The sequence below is a fragment of the Sorangium sp. So ce590 genome (assembly GCF_051521365.1).
In the GTDB taxonomy this organism is placed as follows: Bacteria; Myxococcota_A; Polyangia; order Polyangiales; family Polyangiaceae; genus Sorangium.
Map to the genome: position 1 here is coordinate 8,999,587 of NZ_CP150346.1, position 19,120 is coordinate 9,018,706.

At 72.2% G+C, this 19,120-nt stretch carries 15 protein-coding genes; 10 read left to right on the forward strand and 5 right to left on the reverse strand.

Translation table 11 applies throughout. The annotated features are described in order from the left end of the window. Nucleotides 1–17: 17 nt before the first annotated feature. Entirely contained in the window at nt 18–2,924 is a 2,907-nt protein-coding gene (locus tag WMF28_RS34000) for a glycosyltransferase (RefSeq protein ID WP_437597654.1), read from the reverse strand. Between the two features lie 20 nt (nt 2,925–2,944). Continuing rightward, nucleotides 2,945–4,378 (reverse strand): formylglycine-generating enzyme family protein, encoded by a 1,434-nt coding sequence (locus tag WMF28_RS34005; RefSeq protein ID WP_437597655.1) that lies wholly within the window; start codon nt 4,376–4,378, stop codon nt 2,945–2,947. Between the two features lie 477 nt (nt 4,379–4,855). Here WMF28_RS34005 and WMF28_RS34010 point away from each other — a divergent pair, with 477 nt between their 5' ends. Both WMF28_RS34010 and WMF28_RS34015 read left to right on the forward strand, forming a co-directional pair. Continuing rightward, nucleotides 4,856–5,194: a hypothetical protein gene (locus tag WMF28_RS34010; protein ID WP_437597656.1), complete on the forward strand. Its 339-nt coding sequence runs from the start codon at nt 4,856–4,858 to the stop codon at nt 5,192–5,194. 146 nt (nt 5,195–5,340) lie between these two features. Beyond that, nucleotides 5,341–6,600, forward strand: coding sequence for a hypothetical protein (locus WMF28_RS34015; protein WP_437597657.1), 1,260 nt, complete (start codon nt 5,341–5,343; stop codon nt 6,598–6,600). A 66-nt stretch (nt 6,601–6,666) separates the two neighbouring features. Here the strand turns inward: WMF28_RS34015 and WMF28_RS34020 are convergent, their stop codons facing one another. Continuing rightward, entirely contained in the window at nt 6,667–7,491 is an 825-nt protein-coding gene (locus tag WMF28_RS34020) for a tetratricopeptide repeat protein (RefSeq protein ID WP_437597658.1), read from the reverse strand. Nucleotides 7,492–7,890: 399 nt separating this feature from the next. Between WMF28_RS34020 and WMF28_RS34025 the strand changes: the two genes are divergently transcribed. The 3 genes from WMF28_RS34025 to WMF28_RS34035 all read left to right on the forward strand — a co-directional run bounded on the left by WMF28_RS34025 (nt 7,891) and on the right by WMF28_RS34035 (nt 11,715). Next, complete coding sequence (locus tag WMF28_RS34025) at nt 7,891–9,213, forward strand: STAS domain-containing protein (protein WP_437597659.1); 1,323 nt, start codon at nt 7,891–7,893, stop codon at nt 9,211–9,213. A gap of 174 nt (nt 9,214–9,387) precedes the next feature. Further along, nucleotides 9,388–10,845: a lamin tail domain-containing protein gene (locus WMF28_RS34030; RefSeq protein WP_437597660.1), complete on the forward strand. Its 1,458-nt coding sequence runs from the start codon at nt 9,388–9,390 to the stop codon at nt 10,843–10,845. 102 nt (nt 10,846–10,947) lie between these two features. After that, nucleotides 10,948–11,715: a thaumatin family protein gene (locus tag WMF28_RS34035; protein ID WP_437597661.1), complete on the forward strand. Its 768-nt coding sequence runs from the start codon at nt 10,948–10,950 to the stop codon at nt 11,713–11,715. On the opposite strand, the gene pssA is transcribed toward WMF28_RS34035, so the two are convergent. Beyond that, nucleotides 11,691–12,608 (reverse strand): CDP-diacylglycerol--serine O-phosphatidyltransferase, encoded by a 918-nt coding sequence (pssA, locus tag WMF28_RS34040; RefSeq protein ID WP_437597662.1) that lies wholly within the window; start codon nt 12,606–12,608, stop codon nt 11,691–11,693. The genes WMF28_RS34035 and pssA overlap by 25 nt on opposite strands. Before the next feature lie 176 nt (nt 12,609–12,784). Continuing rightward, nucleotides 12,785–13,141 carry an antibiotic biosynthesis monooxygenase family protein gene (locus WMF28_RS34045; protein WP_437480252.1) on the reverse strand — a complete coding sequence of 119 codons (357 nt, stop codon included), beginning with the start codon at nt 13,139–13,141 and terminating at the stop codon, nt 12,785–12,787. 247 nt (nt 13,142–13,388) lie between these two features. Between WMF28_RS34045 and WMF28_RS34050 the strand changes: the two genes are divergently transcribed. The 5 genes from WMF28_RS34050 (at nt 13,389) to WMF28_RS34070 (ending at nt 19,118) form a co-directional block, all read left to right on the forward strand. Continuing rightward, on the forward strand, nt 13,389–13,955 hold the full coding sequence (locus WMF28_RS34050) for a DUF1003 domain-containing protein (protein WP_437597663.1): 567 nt from the start codon (nt 13,389–13,391) through the stop codon (nt 13,953–13,955). Nucleotides 13,956–14,400: 445 nt separating this feature from the next. After that, nucleotides 14,401–15,519 (forward strand): NAD-dependent epimerase/dehydratase family protein, encoded by a 1,119-nt coding sequence (locus WMF28_RS34055; protein WP_437597664.1) that lies wholly within the window; start codon nt 14,401–14,403, stop codon nt 15,517–15,519. Next, nucleotides 15,516–16,637, forward strand: a complete 1,122-nt coding sequence (locus WMF28_RS34060; RefSeq protein ID WP_437597666.1) for an SDR family NAD(P)-dependent oxidoreductase — start codon at nt 15,516–15,518, stop codon at nt 16,635–16,637. The genes WMF28_RS34055 and WMF28_RS34060 overlap by 4 nt, the downstream gene beginning before the upstream one ends. After that, nucleotides 16,634–17,938 carry a TIGR04295 family B12-binding domain-containing radical SAM protein gene (locus WMF28_RS34065; RefSeq protein WP_437597667.1) on the forward strand — a complete coding sequence of 435 codons (1,305 nt, stop codon included), beginning with the start codon at nt 16,634–16,636 and terminating at the stop codon, nt 17,936–17,938. The genes WMF28_RS34060 and WMF28_RS34065 overlap by 4 nt, the downstream gene beginning before the upstream one ends. Next, nucleotides 17,931–19,118 (forward strand): glycosyltransferase family 4 protein, encoded by a 1,188-nt coding sequence (locus WMF28_RS34070; RefSeq protein WP_437597668.1) that lies wholly within the window; start codon nt 17,931–17,933, stop codon nt 19,116–19,118. Before WMF28_RS34065 ends, WMF28_RS34070 begins: the two co-directional genes overlap by 8 nt. The last annotated feature ends 2 nt before the right edge of the window (nt 19,119–19,120 follow it).

The window sequence follows — 19,120 nt, forward strand, 5'->3', positions numbered from 1 at the left end:
CTCTCACGCGGCTCCCCTCACCTCCCCCGCCCCTCCCGCCCGCCCAGGCACACGCGCACGTAGTCGGCGACCATCCTCTCCAGCGAGAACCGCTCCCTCGCGCGCTCCCACCCCGCCGCGCCCATGCGCGCCCGCCGCTCCGGGTCTTCCGCCAGCTCCACGAGCGCCCCCGCGAGCGCTTCCGCGTCGCCCGGCGGCACCAGCCGCCCCGTCACGCCGTCGTCCACCTGCTCGGACATGCCGCCGACCGCCGTGGCCACGACCGGCAACCCCTCGGCCATCGCCTCCAGCGACGCGTTCGGGCACCCCGCGGGCTCGGCGATCAGCGCGAACATATCGAGATCGCTCAGGAAAGCGCGCGTGTCGGCGAGCTCGCCGACCCACTCGACCGAGAGCCCCGCCGCCATCCGCCGCAGCGCCTCGGCGTGCGCCTCGGCGCCGCGCTCGACGCCGCCCGCGATGCGCAGCACGTGCGGCGGCAGCCGCGGCGCGGCGAGGCGCAGCGCGGCGAGGAGCTCGTCGAGCTTCTTGTGCGGGTGGACGCGCGCCGCCGTCCCGATCACGAGCCGCGCGCGCTCGCCGCCGGACGCGAGCGGGCGCGGACCGAGCGTGACGCCGTTCGGCACCACGTGCGCCGGCGCCCCGAGCACCTCGGCGGCGAGCGCCGCCTCGGCCCCGAATTTGACGATCACCCCGGCCAGGCGGGCGCCGTAGTCGCGCGGGGCGCGGTACGGCAGCCCGCGGCGCGGCGACGCGAAATAGCGGCGCAGCGAGGCGAAATACATCTCGCCCGGGCTGATGTCGAAGAGCGGAACGTCGAGCAGCCCGTCGGCCAGCAGCACCTTGTGCTCGGCGATCACGTTCCACATCAGCACGGCCTCGGGCGGGTCCTCCTCGATCGCGCGCAGCAGGCGCTCCACCGCCTCGGCCGGCTCGACGTCGGCCGGCGGCGGCACCGCCAGCACCGGGATGCCCGCGGCCGCGAGCGCCCGCCGGCCCGGCGTCGGGTACTCCGGCTGCTCCTCGATCACGGCCGCACGGCCGCGCACGCCCGCCGCCGCGAGGCCGAGCAGCAGCCGCCGCGCGCTCGACTGGGCACCGCCGGTCGAGAAGTTGTTCGTGACGAGGAGCAGTCCGTCCCCCCGGCACAGGCCGCGGTTGCGCGCGATCGCCCGCGGGTAGATCCTCGCATAGCCCTCGGCCATCCGCGCGACGCTGAAGTGCCGCGCCACGACCTCCCGGCCGCCCGGCGGCGCGGCCCGATCGCGCGCCGCCGCCGCGATCGCCCCGGCGAACCGCTCCGGCGCGGCGTCGAGCGGCAGGTGGACAAGCGCCGGGGTCTCGGCCGCGATCTCCGCCGTGCCGCCGGCCCCGGTCGCGACGACCGGCAGGCCCGCCGCGAGCGCCTCGAGGTGCGCGAGGCTCAGCCCCTCGTGGGCGCTCGGCGATACGAGCACGTCGGCCGCCGCGAGCAGGCCGGCCACGTCGCCGACCGCCCCGGCGAAGCGCACCTCGGCGCGCAGGCCGAGCCGGTCGACCTCGCGGCGGAGCTCCGCCTCCGCGGCGAGCGCCGGCTCGCTGCCGGGCGAGGCGCTCCCGGCGATCACGAGCCGCGCCGCCCGCGGATCGCCGGCCGCCGCGAGCGCGGACCGCGTGGCCGCGAGGATCGCCGGCAGGAGGTGCAGCCGCTTCTGCGGCCGCGGGTTCGCCACGGCGAGCAGGACGAGATCGGCCGGCGCGATCTCGAGGCGACGCCGCCACGCTGCGGCCGCGGCCGAGCCGCCACCGCGGGCCTCCGGCGCGGCCTCGCGGGCCTCCGCCGGCCCCGCCGATCGGCGCGCCGCCTCCGCCGGCCCGAGATCGATCCCGTTCCAGACCGTGCGCCGCGGCACCGGCAGCGCGCACGCAGCGAGCTCCGCCTCGACCGCGCGCGCGCACGCCACGAGCAGCGCCGCGTCGTCCGGACCGAGACGATCGAGCCCCGCCGGCCAGCCCGCGGCCACGTTGTGCACCGTGACGAGCGGCCGGTACCCGCGCGCGGAGAGGCGCGCGAGGTCGTCGGCGTCGAGCAGGTGCGCGTGCGCGAGATCCGCGCCCCACGCGGCGAGCCCGCGGGCGAGCGCGTCGAAGCGCGCCTCGCGATCGCCGCGCGCCCCGGAGAGATCGAGCGTTTCCGGCGGCGCGTCGAACGTGGGGCGGGTCGGCCGGTACACCGCGTAGACGCGCGAGCGGATGCCGCGGCGCGGCAGCTCGGTCGCGAGGTCGATCGCGATCCGCTCGGCGCCGCCCTGCTGGAGGCTGGTCACGACCTGCGCGACCCGCGGCGCCGCGTCGTCGCACACGTCGAGCGGCGCGTGCCGGACCACGCGCGCGCGCCGCGCCGCGAGCTCGCCCTGGAGGGCGGCGTCGAGCGGATCGCCCGCGCGCAGGCGCGCCGCGACGCCCGCGGCGAGCGGGGCGTCGAGGTACACGCTCGCCGCGCGGGGCAACCCCGGTGGGCGGCGCGCGCGCGCGGCGCGGCTCAGCTCACCGCCCGTCGCCCGCAGCAGCTCGGCCCACGCCGCGGCGTCGGATGCCGTCGCTGTGCGCGCCGAGGCCGCGGTCGGCGCCGAGGCCGCGATCGGCGCGGAGGCCGCGGCTAGGTCGAGCGGCGCCAGCACGGCGCCGAACGCGCAGAGCGGCAGCCCTGTGTCGCTCGGCGGCGGGAACGGGTCCAGATCGAGCGCCGCGGACGGCGCGGGCCAGGCGCCCCCGCGCACGAGCCACACCGGCCCCGCCGCGAGCGCCTCCGCCGCGGCCGCGAGCGGCGCCGGCGTGAGGTCGACCGGCGCGAGCCCGGCGAGCCGGAGCGCGCGCAGCGTGCGGCCGGCGCGGGCGCGGTGCGCGGGCGCTTCGGCGAAGACGGCGCAGATCGGAGGGCGCATGCGGGACCGGGCGGCGCGGCTCAGTAGGCCGAGGGATAGCCGCGGAAGGGTGCGGCGACGGCCACGTCCGGCGCGCTCGAGATGCGCTCCCGCGAGCGACGCCCCCGCGAGCGATGACCGCCCCTGGCGGCGCGCGGCGCGGGAGAGGGCGCCGCCGCCCACGCGGCCGCGCCGAGCTGCTCCACCTCCACCGCAGACGGCGCGCCGCCCGTGTAGACGAACTGCCCGCGCGGGCTCGGCTCGATCGGGACGGACGCGCGCCGGATCACGCCCTTCACGAAGCAGCGGTAGTGGAGCACCGACCCGTGCAGGTGCGGGGGCGCGTTCAGCCAGAAGCCGTCGCCCTGCGGCCGGAACGTCACGCCGGGCGGCGCGCCGGCCATGGGCTTGCGGCGGGACGCGCGGTGCACGAGCACGCCGACGAGGCCGACGACGGCGCTCGCCAGGACGAGGCCTCCGCCGACGAACGCCACCGTCGCCGCGGTCGACAAGGAGCTCGAGCGCGGCGCCGCCGGCCCGGTCGGCGACGCGACGGCCGCGGGGGCGCTCGCCTCCAGCGCGGCGACCACGCGGAAGCCGTTGTCCGCGTTGCGGCTGCCGGGGTCGTTGCGGTACCGCGCCGCGGCGCGCAGGTGCTTCGCGTCCTTGAGCCACGACCCGCCGCGCAGCACGCGCCGGGGCTTGTCGCCGCCCGGCGCCGAGGTCTGCTCGGGGTCGGCCGCCGGGCCGGGGGCATAGGGACCGTACCAGTCGCGACACCACTCGTAGACATTGCCGCTCATGTCGTGCAGGCCGAAGGCGTTCGGCTGCTTCTGCCCGACTGGCTTCGTGCCGCTCCCGGCGTTGCCCTTGAACCACCCGAGGGCGGCGGCGGCCCCGTCGTCGTTCCCCGCATAGAACCGCGTCTGGGTCCCCGCGCGGTGGGCGTGCTCCCACTGCGCCTCGGTCGGCAGATCGAAGACGCGGCCGGTTCGCTGCGTCAGCCAGCGGGAGAACTCGCCCGCGTCCTTGAAGGTCACCAGCGTCACCGGGTGCTGGTCGGTCTGCGGGAAGCCGGGCGCCCTCCAGGTGAACTCCTTGCGCTGCGAGAGGCCCTTGCCATCGAAGCCGAACCCGCCGGAGGCGCCGACCTCGGCCTCGGTGCGGTAGCCGGTCTGCTCGACGAAGCGCTTGAACTGCCCGACCGTGACCGGAAACTTCCCCAGGTAGAAGGCGCGGCTCAGGGTCACCTCGCGGATCGCCTCGTCGTCGCCGCGGCCCGCCTCCGCCGGCGGCGAGCCCTGGCGAAAGCGGCCGGCCTTCACGAGCACCAGGTCGAGCTGCGCCCCCCCGAGGTCGATCGCGAGGGCGGGCGCCGGGTCCGCCGCCTGCGCGGCTGCCGGGGCGAGGAGCGCGACGGCCGCCGCAAGGACGAAGACAGGAGGGAGGTCGCGGGAGCTGGGGTGGAGCTGCACCGGCTCAGGCTACCAGACAGCGCGCGCGAGCTGTGCGAGCTCGACGCAACCGCAGCGGCCCAGGGGCCCGAAAGAGGCGCTCGCCGCGGTCGCCCTCGCCCCACGCCCTCCCCTCCCTACCGGAGAGAGGGGCGCGCCGGCCGCGCGGCGGGCAACGCAGGCTGCGCTCTTGCCCCCTTGCCGGACGCGCGTCATGCCTCCGTGTCGCACTCTCCATTCGACCGAGCGCGCTGGCCCAGGCCCGCTCGCGAACCAGCGAGCGACGCAGCCAACATCCCGTCCCTATCGATTGACCTCTTCGCCCGACGCCGACGACATCACGTTAGTCCAGATATCTTTGCAATTCTTAACTCGACACATCGAGCGCGCCCTGGCCACGATGCGTGGCTCGTCTTCCCGCGCGAGGACGTCGTATTCTTGCTACGCGATGGGGACATCGGGAAGCTCGACGCGGCGCTGAGCGTAAGGATCGACGCCGTGAGCGATACCGTCGAGGAGCGTCGGAAGAGACCGCTGGACAACGATGTTCTGACGCCGCGGACCCAGGCCGAGGTGCAGAGCGACCTGCTGAGCAAGGATGCCCTGGTCGTCGCGTTCGATCTGCTGCGAGGCGACGATGCAGGCATTGCTTTCGGCGGCGACACCCACTATTGCATCGGGGCGACGCTGGCTCGCCTCGAGGGGCGGATCGCCATCGACTCGCTCCTCAGCCACTTCCCCGAGATGGAGCTCGCGAGGCCGGCGGTGTTCGCTCCGCACCTCTCGATCCGGAAGATGTCCTCGTCACCCGTCCGCCTCCGGCCCGCCAGAGGATGAGGGCGGCTGCGGCCAGTCCGGCGCGGGACAGCCGGCGACGACCGATTTCCCTGGGCGAGCGCGACGCCGCCGCGGGGGGAACAATGCGCGCGCACGATCACCGGCGCGCGCACGACGTGAGACCAACACACAGCAGGGATCAACGCATGCGCACAACTACCTCGCTTATCGCTCTCCTCGGCGCCGTTGCGCTCTTCGGATGTTCTTCCTCGGACACAGGCACCGGGAACGAGACACCGGAGGACCAGCTGCTGGAGCCGCCGGCCGAAGGCGCCGGCGTGCAGTATCGGATGACCTCCACGATCCAGCCGGGGGAGGAGGTCGAGCGCTGCCAGCTCTTCGTGGCGCCGCCGGAGGGGCTCAATGTCAACCGGGAAGTCGTGCGGTACTCGGGCGGGAGCCACCACGTCCTCCTCTACACGACGCCGTACACAAAGATCCCGACCGAGACGATCAACGGTGTTGCCCTCGATGCGACCCAGGTCCACGACTGCAGCAACGGCCCCCAGGCCGAGTGGGACGTCAACGGCGTGGTCGCGGGCTCGCAGTCCCCCGACGGCAACTCCTTCCTCGGCGAGCTCCCGGAGGGCGTGGCGGTCAAGGTCGCCCCGGGCACGGTGCTCCTGATGAACACCCATTACCTGAACGCCTCGAGCGCGCCCCTCGAGACCGACGCGCGCATCAACCTCTACACGATCGCGGACGACGAGGTGGAGATCGAGGCGGGCATGCTCTTCCACTACAACCCGTTCATCAGCGTGCCGGCGCGCGACGAGTCCTCGGCGCGGATGCGCTGCACCACCGAGAAGGACATCTCGGTCGTGAGGATCCAGTCGCACATGCACCGCCGCGGCGTCGGCTACGTCGCCCAGAAGGTCGACCTCGACGGCAAGATGACCGAGCTGTACGCCCACGAAAAATGGGAGGGGGTCCCGTCGCAGGAGTTCACGCCGTTCCTCGAGGTCAAGGCGGGAGAGGCCCTGGACTACCGCTGCGATTTCAGGAACAGCGAGGATCGCGACATCGCGCAGGGCCTGACCACGAAGGACGAGATGTGCATGCTGATCGGGCCGTACTTCCCGCGCTCCCGGGCGTACGAGAATTGCGCGAGCGAGGAGGGGGGCTTCCGCGCCTCGACGTGGTTCGGCTCCGGGACGTCCACGTGCACCGAGGCGCTCTCGTGCCTGAACACGCCCGACCAGGACGAGGCCGCGTTCTACGGCTGCGTGGTGAACAGCTGCGAGAGCGTCGGGCCCCAGCTCTCGAAGGTGATCACCTGCCAGATCAGCGGGGGTTACGGCGCGTGCAACGAGGACTGCAGCCAGGACCCCGAGGCGTGCAACACGTGCATCACCACGGCGTGCGCCGCGGAGATGGAGGCCTGCGAGGCCGCCACGTGCGACTGACCTGACCAGGAGCGGCGCGGCGGGGCGGCTCCCGCCCGCCGCTCACGCCTCCCCCCACCGATCGCATCAGAACTTCCCCTGGATCTCGATGCGCCCGAGGCCCACTCCGGCGCTCCAGACCACGCCGCGCTGCGCTCGCGGCGAGGCGCCCGCGGCGTCGGGCGCGGCGTCGCCGCCGGGCCGGACCACGAGCAGCACGACGCCCGCCGCGGCCGACGCGGCGCCCACGATGAAGCTCACGGTGGACACATGGCCCAGCGTGGTCGCGGCGTCGGCATCGCCCTTCAGCTCGGGCGGGCAGCGCCGGCCGTCGCAGCGCTCCTCGATGTCGGACACCTTGGAGAGCGACACGAGGCCCGTCGCGGCCCCGACGCCGATGCCCACCGCCCCGAGCCCGAACGCGAGCCCAGCCGGCAGCAGCGAGCCGCCGCCCTCCGCGCCGCCCGGGGCGGGCGCGTCGCGGGGCGGGAGCTGAGGCGCGGCGGGCGCCTCCAGCGTCGCGCGCACCGCCGCGAGCTCGGTCTCGGCGTCCTTCCGCGCGTCGAGGAACGCCGGCGGCGGGTCCTCCGGGAGCGGCTCGGCGAGGACCTGCTCGTACAGCTCGCGCGCGGCCCCCAGCTGGCCGAGCTTGCGCTGGCACCGCGCCATGTAGAGCACGAGCGTCGGCGCGTGATAGAGCCCGTCCGCCTCCTTGAAGACCTCGAACGCCTCCTGCCAGCGGTCCGCGCCGTAGAGCTTGAGCCCCTCGTGCGCCCGGGTCCGGGCGAGCTGCTGCGTCTCGGCCGAGGCGCCGTCCGGCGGCTTCGCCGCGAGCGCCGGCGCCGCGGCCAGCAACGTCACCGCGAACGCGCACCGGCGAAGACAGTTCGAGAGCATCATCATCCTTTCCATCAGAATCAGAATCCATCCGAAGCAGAAGAGAGCGCCGCGCCTGTCGTCTGCTGCACGGCCTTGCGCGCCCGCACAGGCAAGCTCACCAGGGCGGTCGACACATTAAGGGGGATCGTGCGCCACCGTCCAGCGGCGTCACGGACGGTCCGGGGCGCGATCTCCTCCGATCCTGGACATTTCGGTCGCTCGGCCCAACGCGGTCACCGCGGCGTCGCCGCGCCGTGACACCGTGGCCAGGACCGGCGCGCAGATCGCGCCCGACGGCGCAGCGGCCCCCGCCGAGATCGCCTCGCCGCGGAAACCGATCGGATACATTGAGCGTGTTACGCCTCATGGATGACCGGTCTCATCAAACGCTCGGAGGAAGTGTCGACGAGAGCGCGATGGAAACTCGATAACGTGCTGACGGACGAGCGGTCGCTCGTGGAGCTGCTCCGGGTGGTCACCGTCGACGTGCACGAGGCGGCGAGCGTCGAGGAGGCGCTGCATCGCACCATCGCGCACATCTGCGGCCATCTGAGCTGGCCGGTTGGACACGCGTACGTGCCGGCGGCGGACGATCCCGCGCTGCTCCTCCCCACGGCGCTCTGGTACCTGCACGACGAGGTGAAGTACGCGACCTTCAAGGCGGTCACGGAGGCGACGCAGTTCACCGCGGGGGTCGGGCTGCCCGGGCGGGTGCTCGCCAGCAAGCAGCCGGTCTGGGTGCGCAACGTCACGGAGGACGCGAACTTTCCGCGGGCCAGGCTCGCGAAGAACCTCGGGGTCAAGGCGGGGTTCGCGTTCCCCGTGGTGGTCGGCGCCGAGGTGGTGGCGGTGCTGGAGTTCTTCTCCGACGCCGAGCACGCGGACGACGGGAAGTTCACCGTGACCATCGGCCGCATCGCGCGGCAGCTCGGCCGCCTGTTCGAGCGCAAGCACGCGCAGGAGATGCTGGGCCGCGAGCGGGACTTCATGGCGGGCGTCATGGACCTCGTCGACGGCCTCATCGTGGTGCTCGACGCGCGCGGGCGCATCGTGCGCATGAACAGCGCCGCCGAGCGGGCGCTGGGCAGCGCGCGCGGGTCCCGCGAGCCCCGGTACCTGCGGGATCTCACGCCCGATCCGGCGGCGTCGGCGCAGCTCGAGGGCCTCTTCGAGGAGCTCGGCACGGGCGCGTCGCGGAAGCAGGTGGAGGTCCCCTGGACGACGACGGACGGCGCTCGCCGGGTGACGGCCTGGTCGGGCGCCGTCCTGAGCGGCAAGGACGAGGGGTTCCGGTTCGTCATCATGACCGGCATCGACCTGACGGAGCGCAAGCGCGCCGAGGAGGAGCGCGCGCGGCTGCGGGAGGAGGTGATCCAGGCCCAGGACGCGGCGCTGGCGAAGCTCTCCATGCCGCTCATCCCCATCCGCGACGACGTGCTGGTCCTGCCGCTCATCGGCCCGCTCGAGGCCGGGCGCCTGCGTCGCGTGACCGAGGCGCTGTCGCGCGGCATCGCGAAGCGCCGCACGCGGATCGCCATCCTCGACCTGACCGGCGTGGACGAGCTCGAAGCAACGGCGACCGAGGCGCTGCTCGAGGTGGTGCGGGTCGTGGGCCTGCTCGGCGCGCGGGCGGTCCTCACGGGGATCCGCCCCGAGGTCGCCCACCGCCTCGCCGGGAGCGGCGTGGACCTCGGCCGGCTCGACGTGAAGAGCTCTTTGCAGAGCGGGATCGCCTTCGCCATGAGGGGCCGCTGAGCCCCGGCGTCGGGCGCGCCGAACCCCGCCGGGCGCCGCGACCCGGGACCGATGTCGTTCGTTCTCAACACGAACCGCATCATCACTGCATGGGACACGGGCGAACATGGCCCCCGCTGTGCCCCTGTTTCGTGTTGCAATGCAATGATCCCGAGAAAGGCCCGGTGCAACGATATGCGATCGATGTCTTCGATGCTGGAGCGGCTCGTACGGGTCCGGCTGCCTTTGCTTGTCGCGGCGCTGGCCGCGGCCGCATGCGCGGCCAGGTCGCCGCTGGACGGGGAAATAGGCCCGGAGGCGGCCATCCTGGGCGAGCACGCCGACGCGCTCTCGACGCGCGTCCGGCTCATGGCCGCAAACCTCACGAGCGGCAATCACCAGAGCTACGATCCGGGGCACGGCAGGCGCATCATGCAGGGGGTCCAACCCGATATCGCCCTGCTGCAAGAATTCAACTACGGCGGCAATACAACGTCCGACATTCGCTCCTTCGTGGACGTCACGTTCGGCGCCGGGTTCAGCTACTACCGCGAGGGAGGGGCGCAGATCCCGAACGGGATCGTGAGCCGGTGGCCGATCGTCGCGTCCGGCGAGTGGGACGACACGTCGGTCAGCAACCGGGACTTCGCCTGGGCGCGCATCGATGTTCCCGGCCCGACCGACCTCTGGGCCATCAGCGTCCACTTCCTGACGTCGGGCTCGGGGGCGCGCAACACGGAGGCGGAGCACCTCGTCTCGTTCATCAATACGCACGTCGATGAGGACGATTACCTGGTGATCGGCGGCGACTTCAACACCGGGAGCCGGACCGAGGCGTGCATCGGGACCCTCTCGGAGGTCGTCGTCACGTCCGCGCCCTATCCAGTCGACGGCAACGGGAACGGGAACACCAACGCCGGCAGGACCAAGCCCTACGACTGGGTGCTCGTCGACGGCGCTCTGGAGCCGCTCGAGACCGCCGTTGTCATCGGCGGGAGCAGCTTCGCGAACGGCCTCGTGGTGGACACGCGCGTCCATTCTCCGCTCTCGGCGATCAGCCCCGCGCTCTCGGCGGACAGCGGCGCATCGAACATGCAGCACATGGGCGTCGTGCGCGACTTCCTGATCCCCGCCGGCGGCGCCGGCGGCGGAGGCGGCGCCGGCGGCGGAGGCGGCGCCGGCACGGCCGTCGTGATCATCAACGAGGTCCTCGCGAACGAGCCGGGGAGCAACGTGGCCGGCGAGTTCGTGGAGATCGTCAATGTCGGCTCGGGGGCAGCGTCCCTCGCCGGCTGGACGATCTCCGACAGCACCTCGACGCGGCACACCTTCCCCGCCGGAGCGTCGCTCGCGCCCTCCACGGCCGTCGTGGTGTACGGCAACGCCTCGGCGGTGCCCGGCACCGTGAGCGGCGCCGTCGGCGCGTCCACGGGCTCACTGAGCCTCAGCAACAGCGGCGGCGACACGGTCACGCTGCGGAACGCCTCGGGCGCGACCGTAAGCAGCGTGACGTACGCTTCCACGCTCGCGAGCCAGGACGGCGTCTCGATGAACCGCAGCACCGATCTCGACGGGGGCGCGTCGTTCGTGCTCCATTCCACCCTCGGCGGGAGCTCTTCACCGGGCAAACGCGTGAACGGCGCGGCGTTCTAGCCGGCGTGGCGCTCGGGCGAGAACGGGGTGAACTCACCGCTTCTCGGCGGACTGAGCTTTCTGTATCCTCCTTCCTCCACCGAAGCGCAAGGGAGACCCGTCATGTCGCAACATTGGAAAATTGCGGCCGCACTGTTCACCTTTGCGCTGCTGGATGCCGGCTGCGCGGATGCCGAGCAGGACGCCTCCTCCGGCGCGGCGAGCGGCGGATCCACCTCGGTGAGCTCTGCGTCCAGCTCGACCGGCGGAGCCTCGTCGAGCGAAGCCAGCAGCTCGTCGACAGGCCAGCCGACAAGCAATCCGGTCGAGGTCGATTGCCGCACCCCCGGGGACGGGAAGTCCACCCTGGCCTTCGTCAACAAGTGCGACAAGCCGCTCCAGTTCCTGGGGAGCCTCATCGATGGCGGGGAGCTCGACCCGGGGCAGTTCGCGTGCCGCGACGTGGGCACAAGCGAGGAGCCGCTGTCGTCGCTACGCTACTGGGCGTATGCCGGGTCGGACCCCGGCGGGGGCCGACACACGCTGGCCGAGATGACCCTCAACACCGATTTCAACGACTTCGACTGGTACAACATCAGCCACGTGGACGCGCACAACCTCCCCATGGCGATCGTGCCCGTCGACCTGCCGGATTGCCGGACGCTGTCATGCCCGGAGAGCCTGCTCGCGCGGTGCCCGGAGGTGGGTCACCACAAGGACGCGAGCGGCGCGACGATCTCCTGCGTGAGCCCCGACCGGGATGATCCCACGAACCCCGTGGCCGCGTACTTCGAAGAGCAATGCAAGGACGCGTATTCCTGGTCCGGGGACGACCAGGAGTCGATGGCCGCCTGCGCCGGGGAAGACTACGACATCGTGTTTTGCCCTTGACCTGCTCCCTCACATCCCCGCTCGCCGCGCCGCCGCTCCGGGAGGCGCCAGAGCAACTCGGCCACGCCGAGCAGGACGTAGGCGCTGATCAGCCAGACAACGACGAACGCCGGCGCCCAGCGGGCCGAGATGATCGCGCTCGAGCCGACAACGAGCGCGACCGACAGCGCGGTGCGGGCGTCGAGGCGGAGATCCTTGAACGAGCGGAACCGGAGGGTCGACACCATCAGGAGCGAGAGGAGCAGCGTCGTCGCGAGGACGGCCGGCGCGGCGCCGGCGCCCCCGAGCCGCCCGTCCGCAACGCCATGCTCCATGACGATCGCGACAAGGATCCCGGCCGCGCCGGTGACGGGGAGGCCGACGATGTACCGCGGCGGCGTCGACGATCGGCCCGCCTCCCGGATGGAGATGACGTTGAAGCGAGCGAGCCGGATCGCGCCGCACGCCGCGAAAACGAACCCGCCGAGCACGCCGGCGAGGCCGAGGCGGTGCAGCGCCCACTGGTACACGAGGACGGCCGGGGCCACGCCGAACGAGACGAGATCGGCCAGCGAGTCGAGCTCCCGCCCGAACGCGCTCTCGGTCCTGGTCATCCGCGCGACGCGGCCGTCGAGCGCGTCGAGGAGCATCGCGAACAGGATGAGGAGCGCGGCGCGCTGGAAGTCGTCGTCGGACCGCGCGGACGCCGAGAGCCGTACCGCGTCGAAGCCGCAGAAGATGGATGACAGCGTGATCAGGTTGGGGAGGAGAAACAGCGTCTTCCTGGGGGTGCTCAGCGGCCGCGTCGTCTCGCCGCGCGGTCGCTCGAGACCCGCGCCTTGGCCCGATCGTGAGCTCGCGGGGCACAAGCGCTCGACGCCGGCGCCCCGTCCTCCTGGATTGAAATCTGACATGATGGCGATGTCGGCGGGGCACCAGCGCCGCGCGGATCTCGACCCGCGGCGCGACGAGCCCGCTCGCCCGGCCTCGTAGTACACGAGGCCACGCGCCTTCAAGCCGGGAGGCGCGCAGCCGCGCAGGCGGGAGCGCGCGCAGCCGCGCAGGCGCCCCCTGGCGGATCCTCGGGTCGCTAGCCCTGCAGATCGGTGCTGAGGAACACCTCGTGGATATCGATCTTGCTCGGCCCCGCGAACATCTCCTTCGGCGCGCGGTTCCGGTGCGCCTCCGCGAACGCGGGGCTCCTCGTCCAGGCGATGAAGTCGTCCATGGACTGCCACCAGGTCTTGACCTCGTAGAACCCCTGCGCGTCCGGGTCCGGGCTCCAGGCGCCGGTCGCGTGGTCCAGCTTCATCGGCTTCGGCCGGTGCACCTCGTTCCGGATGAAGCCGGGCGCGCGGTCGACCAGATGGACCCGGTTCTTGAAGCGGTCCTCGAAATCGGCCTCATGGCCCTCGGCGACGGGGATGCGGTTGGTGACGACGATCATGGCTCCTCCTTGCTGGTACCCGGGGGCCCGCGCCGGCGCGGGCGGCGGCGAGCTTAGCAGCGCTCCCCCCTTTGCGGGGTCCCCGCCTCGCACGTTGCCCCCGCTCGCTGCAAATTATCTTGGAAATTCTCGGAGCTCATCGCAACGCAGTCTGCGGCATGCAACCGGCCACGTCCGGTGTGGCAACTCCGCCGAAATTGGATTGACAGATCGGCCTTTCGGAGCCCTCATCTCGGGAGGTCCCGTCATGAACGACTCCGAGACGGCTCGCGACGTCCCGACAGGAGATGGGCTCGACCGCTCCGAGGTCGAGGGCGTCGTGCGCCGGAACATCCAGGCGCTCTTGCAGGTACGGAAGGAGCTCGAGCGGAACAAGGGCTTCCAGGAGACCCTCGCCGACGCGATCACCGGGTTCACGGGGAGCATGACGTTCGTCTTCCTCCACGCCGTCCTCTTCGGGGGCTGGCTCGTGGTGAACACGGGCGTCATCCCGGGCGTCAAGCCGTTCGATCCGTTCCCGTTCGTGATGCTGGCGATGATCGCGTCGGTCGAGGCGATCTTCCTCTCGACGTTCGTGCTCATCAGCCAGAACCGCATGCAGGCGCTCGCCGACAAACGCGCCGATCTCGATCTCCAGATCAACCTCCTGGCAGAGCACGAGGTCACCCGTCTCATCGAGCTCGTCGACGGCATCTCCAGGCACCTCAAGGTGCCCCGGGACAGCGACCCGCACCTCGAGGAGCTCAAGAAGGATGTCCACCCCGAGGTGGTGCTGGAGGAGATCGAGCGCGCGCAGCGGGACGTGAAGGAGTAGTCAATACGGGCTCTCCCTAGAAAGCGCCGGTCGCGCCTGACATCGCCGCGAGGTGAGGTGACGAGACCTCCACCGCCCGCAGCCCCCGCGCACCTCGCTTGTCTGGTACAGATTGGGTACCGATACCCCTGAAGACTGTCCGTGAAATCCCCGAAGGCCTTGTCGGGATTCGGACGCTCGCCAGCGTGATTGCAAGCTCGTACTGCGCGGGATCTTTTTGCATCTCTCACAAACCACTCTTGCAAGCACGTGAGTTAAGTGTTAATCGGATGGCGTCCGGGGCGTCGATTATACGATGTCCGCACTGGACAGAATTGGACACGGGCGCAGCGAGCCGTCCGGGCGCGGTGCCGCTGTGAGGGCACCTCGTTATCCAGCCTAGCCTAGCCTCTTTCACTCAGGTTCGTGGCGTTTTGCCACGCATTGACCATCGACCCAGAGGAATATGGCCAGTCACGTCCTCATCACCGGTGGAGCGGGGTTCATCGGCTCGCACGTCGCCGACGAGCTCCTGCGTCAAGGGTATCGCGTCCGGGCGCTCGACAGCCTCAACCCCCAGGTGCACGGCCCCGAGCGCCGGCGCCCGGCGTACCTGAACCCGGAAGTCGAGCTCATCGTGGGCGACGTCCGCGACCGGAGCGCGGTGAAGTCGGCGCTGCGCGGCGTGGACGTCGTGTACCACTTCGCGGCCAGGGTCGGGGTCGGACAGAGCATGTACAAGATCGAGGAGTACACCTCGGTCAACAACGTCGGCACCGCCATGCTCCTGGAAGAGATCGCCGAGAGGCCGGTCGCCCGGCTCATCGTCGCTTCCAGCATGAGCGTGTACGGCGAGGGGCTCTACCGGACCGCCTCGGGCGCGGTCATCCCCGGCACGAGCCGCCCGCTCGATCAGCTGAAGCGCGGCGACTGGGAGGTCCGGAGCGAGGCGGGGGAGGCGCTCGTGCCCGTCCCGACCCCCGAGTCCAAGGCGCCGGCGCTCGAGTCCGTCTATGCGCTCTCCAAGTACGACCAGGAGCGGCTCTGCCTCACGATCGGGCGCGCCTACGGCATCCCGACCGTCGCCCTCCGCTTCTTCAACGTCTACGGCCGCCGCCAGGCCCTCTCCAACCCGTACACCGGCGTCCTCGCCATCTTCGCCTCCCGGCTCCTCAACGATCGTCCGCCCCTCATCTTCGAGGACGGGCTGCAGCGGCGCGATTTCGTGAGCGTCGCCGACATCTCGCGCGCCTGCGTCCGGGTCCTCGGCGCCGACGCCGCGGTGGGCCAGGTGCTCAACATCGGCAGCGGGCGATCGACAACCGTGCGCGAGGTCGCCGAGCACGTCGGCAAGGTGATGGGGAAGGACGGGATCGACCCCGAGATCACCGGAAAATCGCGCCTGGGCGACGTCCGGCACTGCTTCGCGGACATCAGCGCGGCGCAGCGCAAGATCGGGTATGAGCCCCAGGTCACCCTCGAGGACGGGCTGCGCGATCTCGCCGGCTGGCTCGAGGGGCAGGTGGCGAAGGACGCTGTCGCCCAGGCCCGCGCCGAGCTGGAGTCCCGGGGGCTCACGGTATGAGCGCCGTGGGTCGCGATTCCAGCGGTGCGGCCAGGGAGCCGGCGCGCCCGGCGCTGATCACCGGCGGCGCCGGCTTCATCGGGTCGAACGTGGCCCACCGCCTGCTCCTGGCGGGAGAGTCGGTGATCCTCTTCGACAACCTCTCGCGCCCCTCCGTGGCGCGCAACGTGGACTGGCTGAAGCGGGTCCACGGCGACCGCGTCACGCTGATCACCGGCGACGTGCGCGACGCCGGCGCGGTCGCCGATGCGGTCCGGCGCGCCTCCAGCGTCTTCCATCTCGCCGCCCAGGTCGCCGTGACCACCAGCCTGGTCCAGCCGGTGGAGGACTTCGAGATCAACGCCCGGGGGACGCTCAACGTCCTCGAGGCGATCCGCGCAGAGAGCGCCCCGCCGCCGCTCCTCTTCACGTCCACCAACAAGGTGTACGGCGGCCTCCCCGACGTCCCGCTCCGGTGCAGGGATCGGCACCATGAGCCCGAGGACCCGGAGCTCCGCGCCTCCGGGATCTCGGAGGCCCGCCCGCTCGACTTCCACAGCCCGTACGGGTGCTCGAAGGGCGCGGCGGACCAGTACGTGGTCGATTATGCCCGCACCTTCGGGCTCCCCGCGGCGGTGTTCCGGATGAGCTGCATCTACGGACCTCGCCAGTTCGGGACCGAGGACCAGGGGTGGGTCGCTCATTTCCTCCTCCAGGCGCTCCGGCGCGAGCCGATCACCCTCTACGGCGACGGGATGCAGGTCCGGGACGTGCTGTTCATCGACGATCTCGTCGACGCCTTCCTCCTCGCCCGCAAGCACATCCGGCAGATCTCGGCGTCGGCGTTCAACATCGGCGGGGGCCCGGAGAACACCCTCGGCCTGCTCGAGCTGCTCGATCTCATCGAGGAGCTCGACGGCAAGCGCCCCGCGACCGGCTTCGAGGCGTGGCGGCCCGGGGATCAGCGCTATTACGTCTCGGATTGCCGCCGGTTCAACGCCGTGACGGGGTGGTGGCCGCGCGTCCAGTCGCGCGAGGGCGTGCGCAAGCTGTACGGCTGGCTGCGGGAGATGCACGGCGCCGGCAAGGCCGCCGCCGGCCAGGCGACCGAGGAGCTCCGCATGGAGGGCGCCGGGTGAGATTCGCGCTCGTCAACCCGCCCTGGAGCTTCGAGGGGAGCATCTACTTCGGCTGCCGCGAGCCCCACCTGCCCCTCGAGTACGGCTACGCCAGGGCGCTGCTCGCGGCCGCGGGGCACGAGGCGACGATCGTCGACGCCCAGGCCCGGAATCTGTCGCAGGACGCCGTCCGCGACGAGGTGGCCGCGCTCCGCCCCGACGCCATCGTGGTGACCACCGCGCCGAGCTACCTCTTCTGGCGCTGCGCCCCGCCCGAGCTGCGCGTCCCCCAGCAGACGCTCCACGCGCTGCGCGACCTGCCGGGCCTCCGGTTCGCCGTGGGCCCCCACGCCTCCACCACCCCCCGCGCCACCCTGCGCAAGCTCGCTGTCGACGCGGTGGTGATGGGCGAGTGCGAGGAGGTGCTCGTGCAGCTCGCCGATCTTCCCCCCCGCGCGCGGTGGGGCGAGATCGCCTCGATCGCGTACGTGGAAGGCGAGGAGGCGCGCGTCCAGGGCGGGCCGCACGCTTCCGACATGGGCCGGCTCCCGGCCCTCCGCTGGGACGCGGCGACGGTCGCGCGCCACGCCCACCACCACCACCGCTTCGACAGCACGCCGGTCGGGCCGGGCGCCGAGGTCGAGGCGTCCCGAGGGTGCCCGTACCACTGCACCTTCTGCGCGAAGGACAGCTTCCGCGATCGCTACCGCAAGCGCCCTCTCCCGGCGCTCCTCGACGAGCTCGATGGGCTCATCGCGCAGGGCGTCCGTTACGTCTATTTCATCGACGAGATCTTCCTCCCCGACCGCCCGCTGCTCGAGGCGCTCGTGGATCGCCCGGTGTCGTTCGGCGTCCAGATGCGCATCGACAACTGGAACCGAGAGTCGCTCGATCTGCTCGGGAAAGCGGGGTGCGTCTCGATCGAGGCGGGGGTGGAGAGCATCACGAAGGAGGGGAGGAGCCTCCTTGCGAAGCACTGCAAGCTCTCGACCGAGCAGCTCAGCGACCTCCTGATCCACGCCAAGAAGAGCGTCCCCTTCGTCCAGGCGAACCTGATCCAGTCGCGGACCGACGACCCCGCGGACGTCACCGCCTTCCGGGAGCGGCTCCGGCAGCACGGGGTGTGGGCGAACGAGCCGGTGCCGATGTTCCCCTACCCGGGCTCGCCCGATTACACGATGCGCTGGGGCAGCCCCGACGATCAGGCGTGGGAGCGCTCGGTCACGCACTACCTCGATCAGTTCGACCACTTCAGCGACCTCCAGGAGAGCCGTCCTCTCCCGCTCTCGGAGCTGGAGCTCGCCGCGCCCGGCCATGGTTGACGCCCTGCGCGCCCCCGGCTCCGTCCTGATGACCGCCGACACGCTCGGCGGCGTCTTCTCCTACGCGATCGAGCTCGCGCGCGCGCTCGCGGAGCGCGGGGTCCGGACGTCGCTCGCCACGATGGGCGGGCCGCTCTCGGCGCCCCAGCGCGAGGCCGCCGGCCGCGTGCCCGGGCTCTCCGTCGTCGAGAGCTCCTTCCGGCTCGAGTGGATGGACGATCCCTGGGACGACGTCGCGCGCGCCGGGGACTGGCTCCTCGAGGTCGAGGAGCGCGCCCGACCGGACGTGATCCACCTGAACGGCTACGCGCACGGCGCCCTCGGCTTCCGCGCCCCGAAGCTCGTGGTGGCCCACTCGTGCGTCCTCTCCTGGTGGGCCGCCGTCCTCGGCGGGGAGGCGCCGCCGCAGTACGATCGCTACCGCCGCGAGGTGGCCCGCGGGCTCGCCGCCGCGTCGGCGGTCGTGGCGCCGACCCAGGCGATGCTCGACGCCCTCGTGCGCCATCACGGCGCGCTCGCGTCCTTCCGGGGCGCCCGGACGGTGGTGATCCCCAACGCCGTCGCTCCCGACCGGTTCGCCCCGCGCCCGAAGGAAGGGCTCCTCCTCGCGATCGGGCGGCTCTGGGACCAGGCCAAGAACATCGCGGCCCTCGGCGAGGTGGCCCCTCACCTGCCCTGGCCCATCCAGGTGGCCGGGAGCGACGTCCACCCCGGCGGGGGCGCGCGGCCCATCCCGTCGCTGCATCCCCTCGGCGTGCTCTCGCCGTCCGGCGTCGCCGCCGCGCTCGCCCGCGCGTCGATCTACGCGCATCCGGCCCGCTACGAGCCCTTCGGCCTGTCGGTCCTGGAGGCGGCGCTCTCCGGCTGCGCCCTGGTCCTGGGCGACATCCCCAGCCTGCGCGAGGTCTGGCGGGACGCGGCCCTCTACGTGGATCCCGGCGACACGGCGGCCCTCCGGAGCGCGCTCCAGGCGCTCATCGACGATCCCGGCAGGCGCCAGGAGATGGCGTCGCGCGCCCGCGCCCGCGCCTTCGACTTCTCGCCGCGGCGGATGGCCCGGAGCTACCTGCACCTCTACGGCGAGCTCCTCCGGGACAGCTCCAGGAACGAGCGCTCGCCGGCGCGCGAGACGCGCGAGACGTCGAACACCGCCGCGGCGGCCGCCGCGGGAGACGAGTGAGC

Excerpts from the sequence above, each read along its gene's own strand:
- WMF28_RS34000 (WP_437597654.1), bottom strand. The coding sequence starts at position 2,924 with ATGCGCCCTCCGATCTGCGCCGTCTTCGCCGAAGCGCCCGCGCACCGC.
- WMF28_RS34015 (WP_437597657.1), top strand. The coding sequence starts at position 5,341 with ATGCGCACAACTACCTCGCTTATCGCTCTCCTCGGCGCCGTTGCGCTC.
- WMF28_RS34020 (WP_437597658.1), bottom strand. The coding sequence starts at position 7,491 with ATGGAAAGGATGATGATGCTCTCGAACTGTCTTCGCCGGTGCGCGTTC.
- WMF28_RS34030 (WP_437597660.1), top strand. The coding sequence starts at position 9,388 with ATGCGATCGATGTCTTCGATGCTGGAGCGGCTCGTACGGGTCCGGCTG.
- WMF28_RS34035 (WP_437597661.1), top strand. The coding sequence starts at position 10,948 with ATGTCGCAACATTGGAAAATTGCGGCCGCACTGTTCACCTTTGCGCTG.
- pssA (WP_437597662.1), bottom strand. The coding sequence starts at position 12,608 with ATGTCAGATTTCAATCCAGGAGGACGGGGCGCCGGCGTCGAGCGCTTG.
- WMF28_RS34045 (WP_437480252.1), bottom strand. The coding sequence starts at position 13,141 with ATGATCGTCGTCACCAACCGCATCCCCGTCGCCGAGGGCCATGAGGCC.
- WMF28_RS34050 (WP_437597663.1), top strand. The coding sequence starts at position 13,389 with ATGAACGACTCCGAGACGGCTCGCGACGTCCCGACAGGAGATGGGCTC.
- WMF28_RS34055 (WP_437597664.1), top strand. The coding sequence starts at position 14,401 with ATGGCCAGTCACGTCCTCATCACCGGTGGAGCGGGGTTCATCGGCTCG.
- WMF28_RS34060 (WP_437597666.1), top strand. The coding sequence starts at position 15,516 with ATGAGCGCCGTGGGTCGCGATTCCAGCGGTGCGGCCAGGGAGCCGGCG.
- WMF28_RS34070 (WP_437597668.1), top strand. The coding sequence starts at position 17,931 with ATGGTTGACGCCCTGCGCGCCCCCGGCTCCGTCCTGATGACCGCCGAC.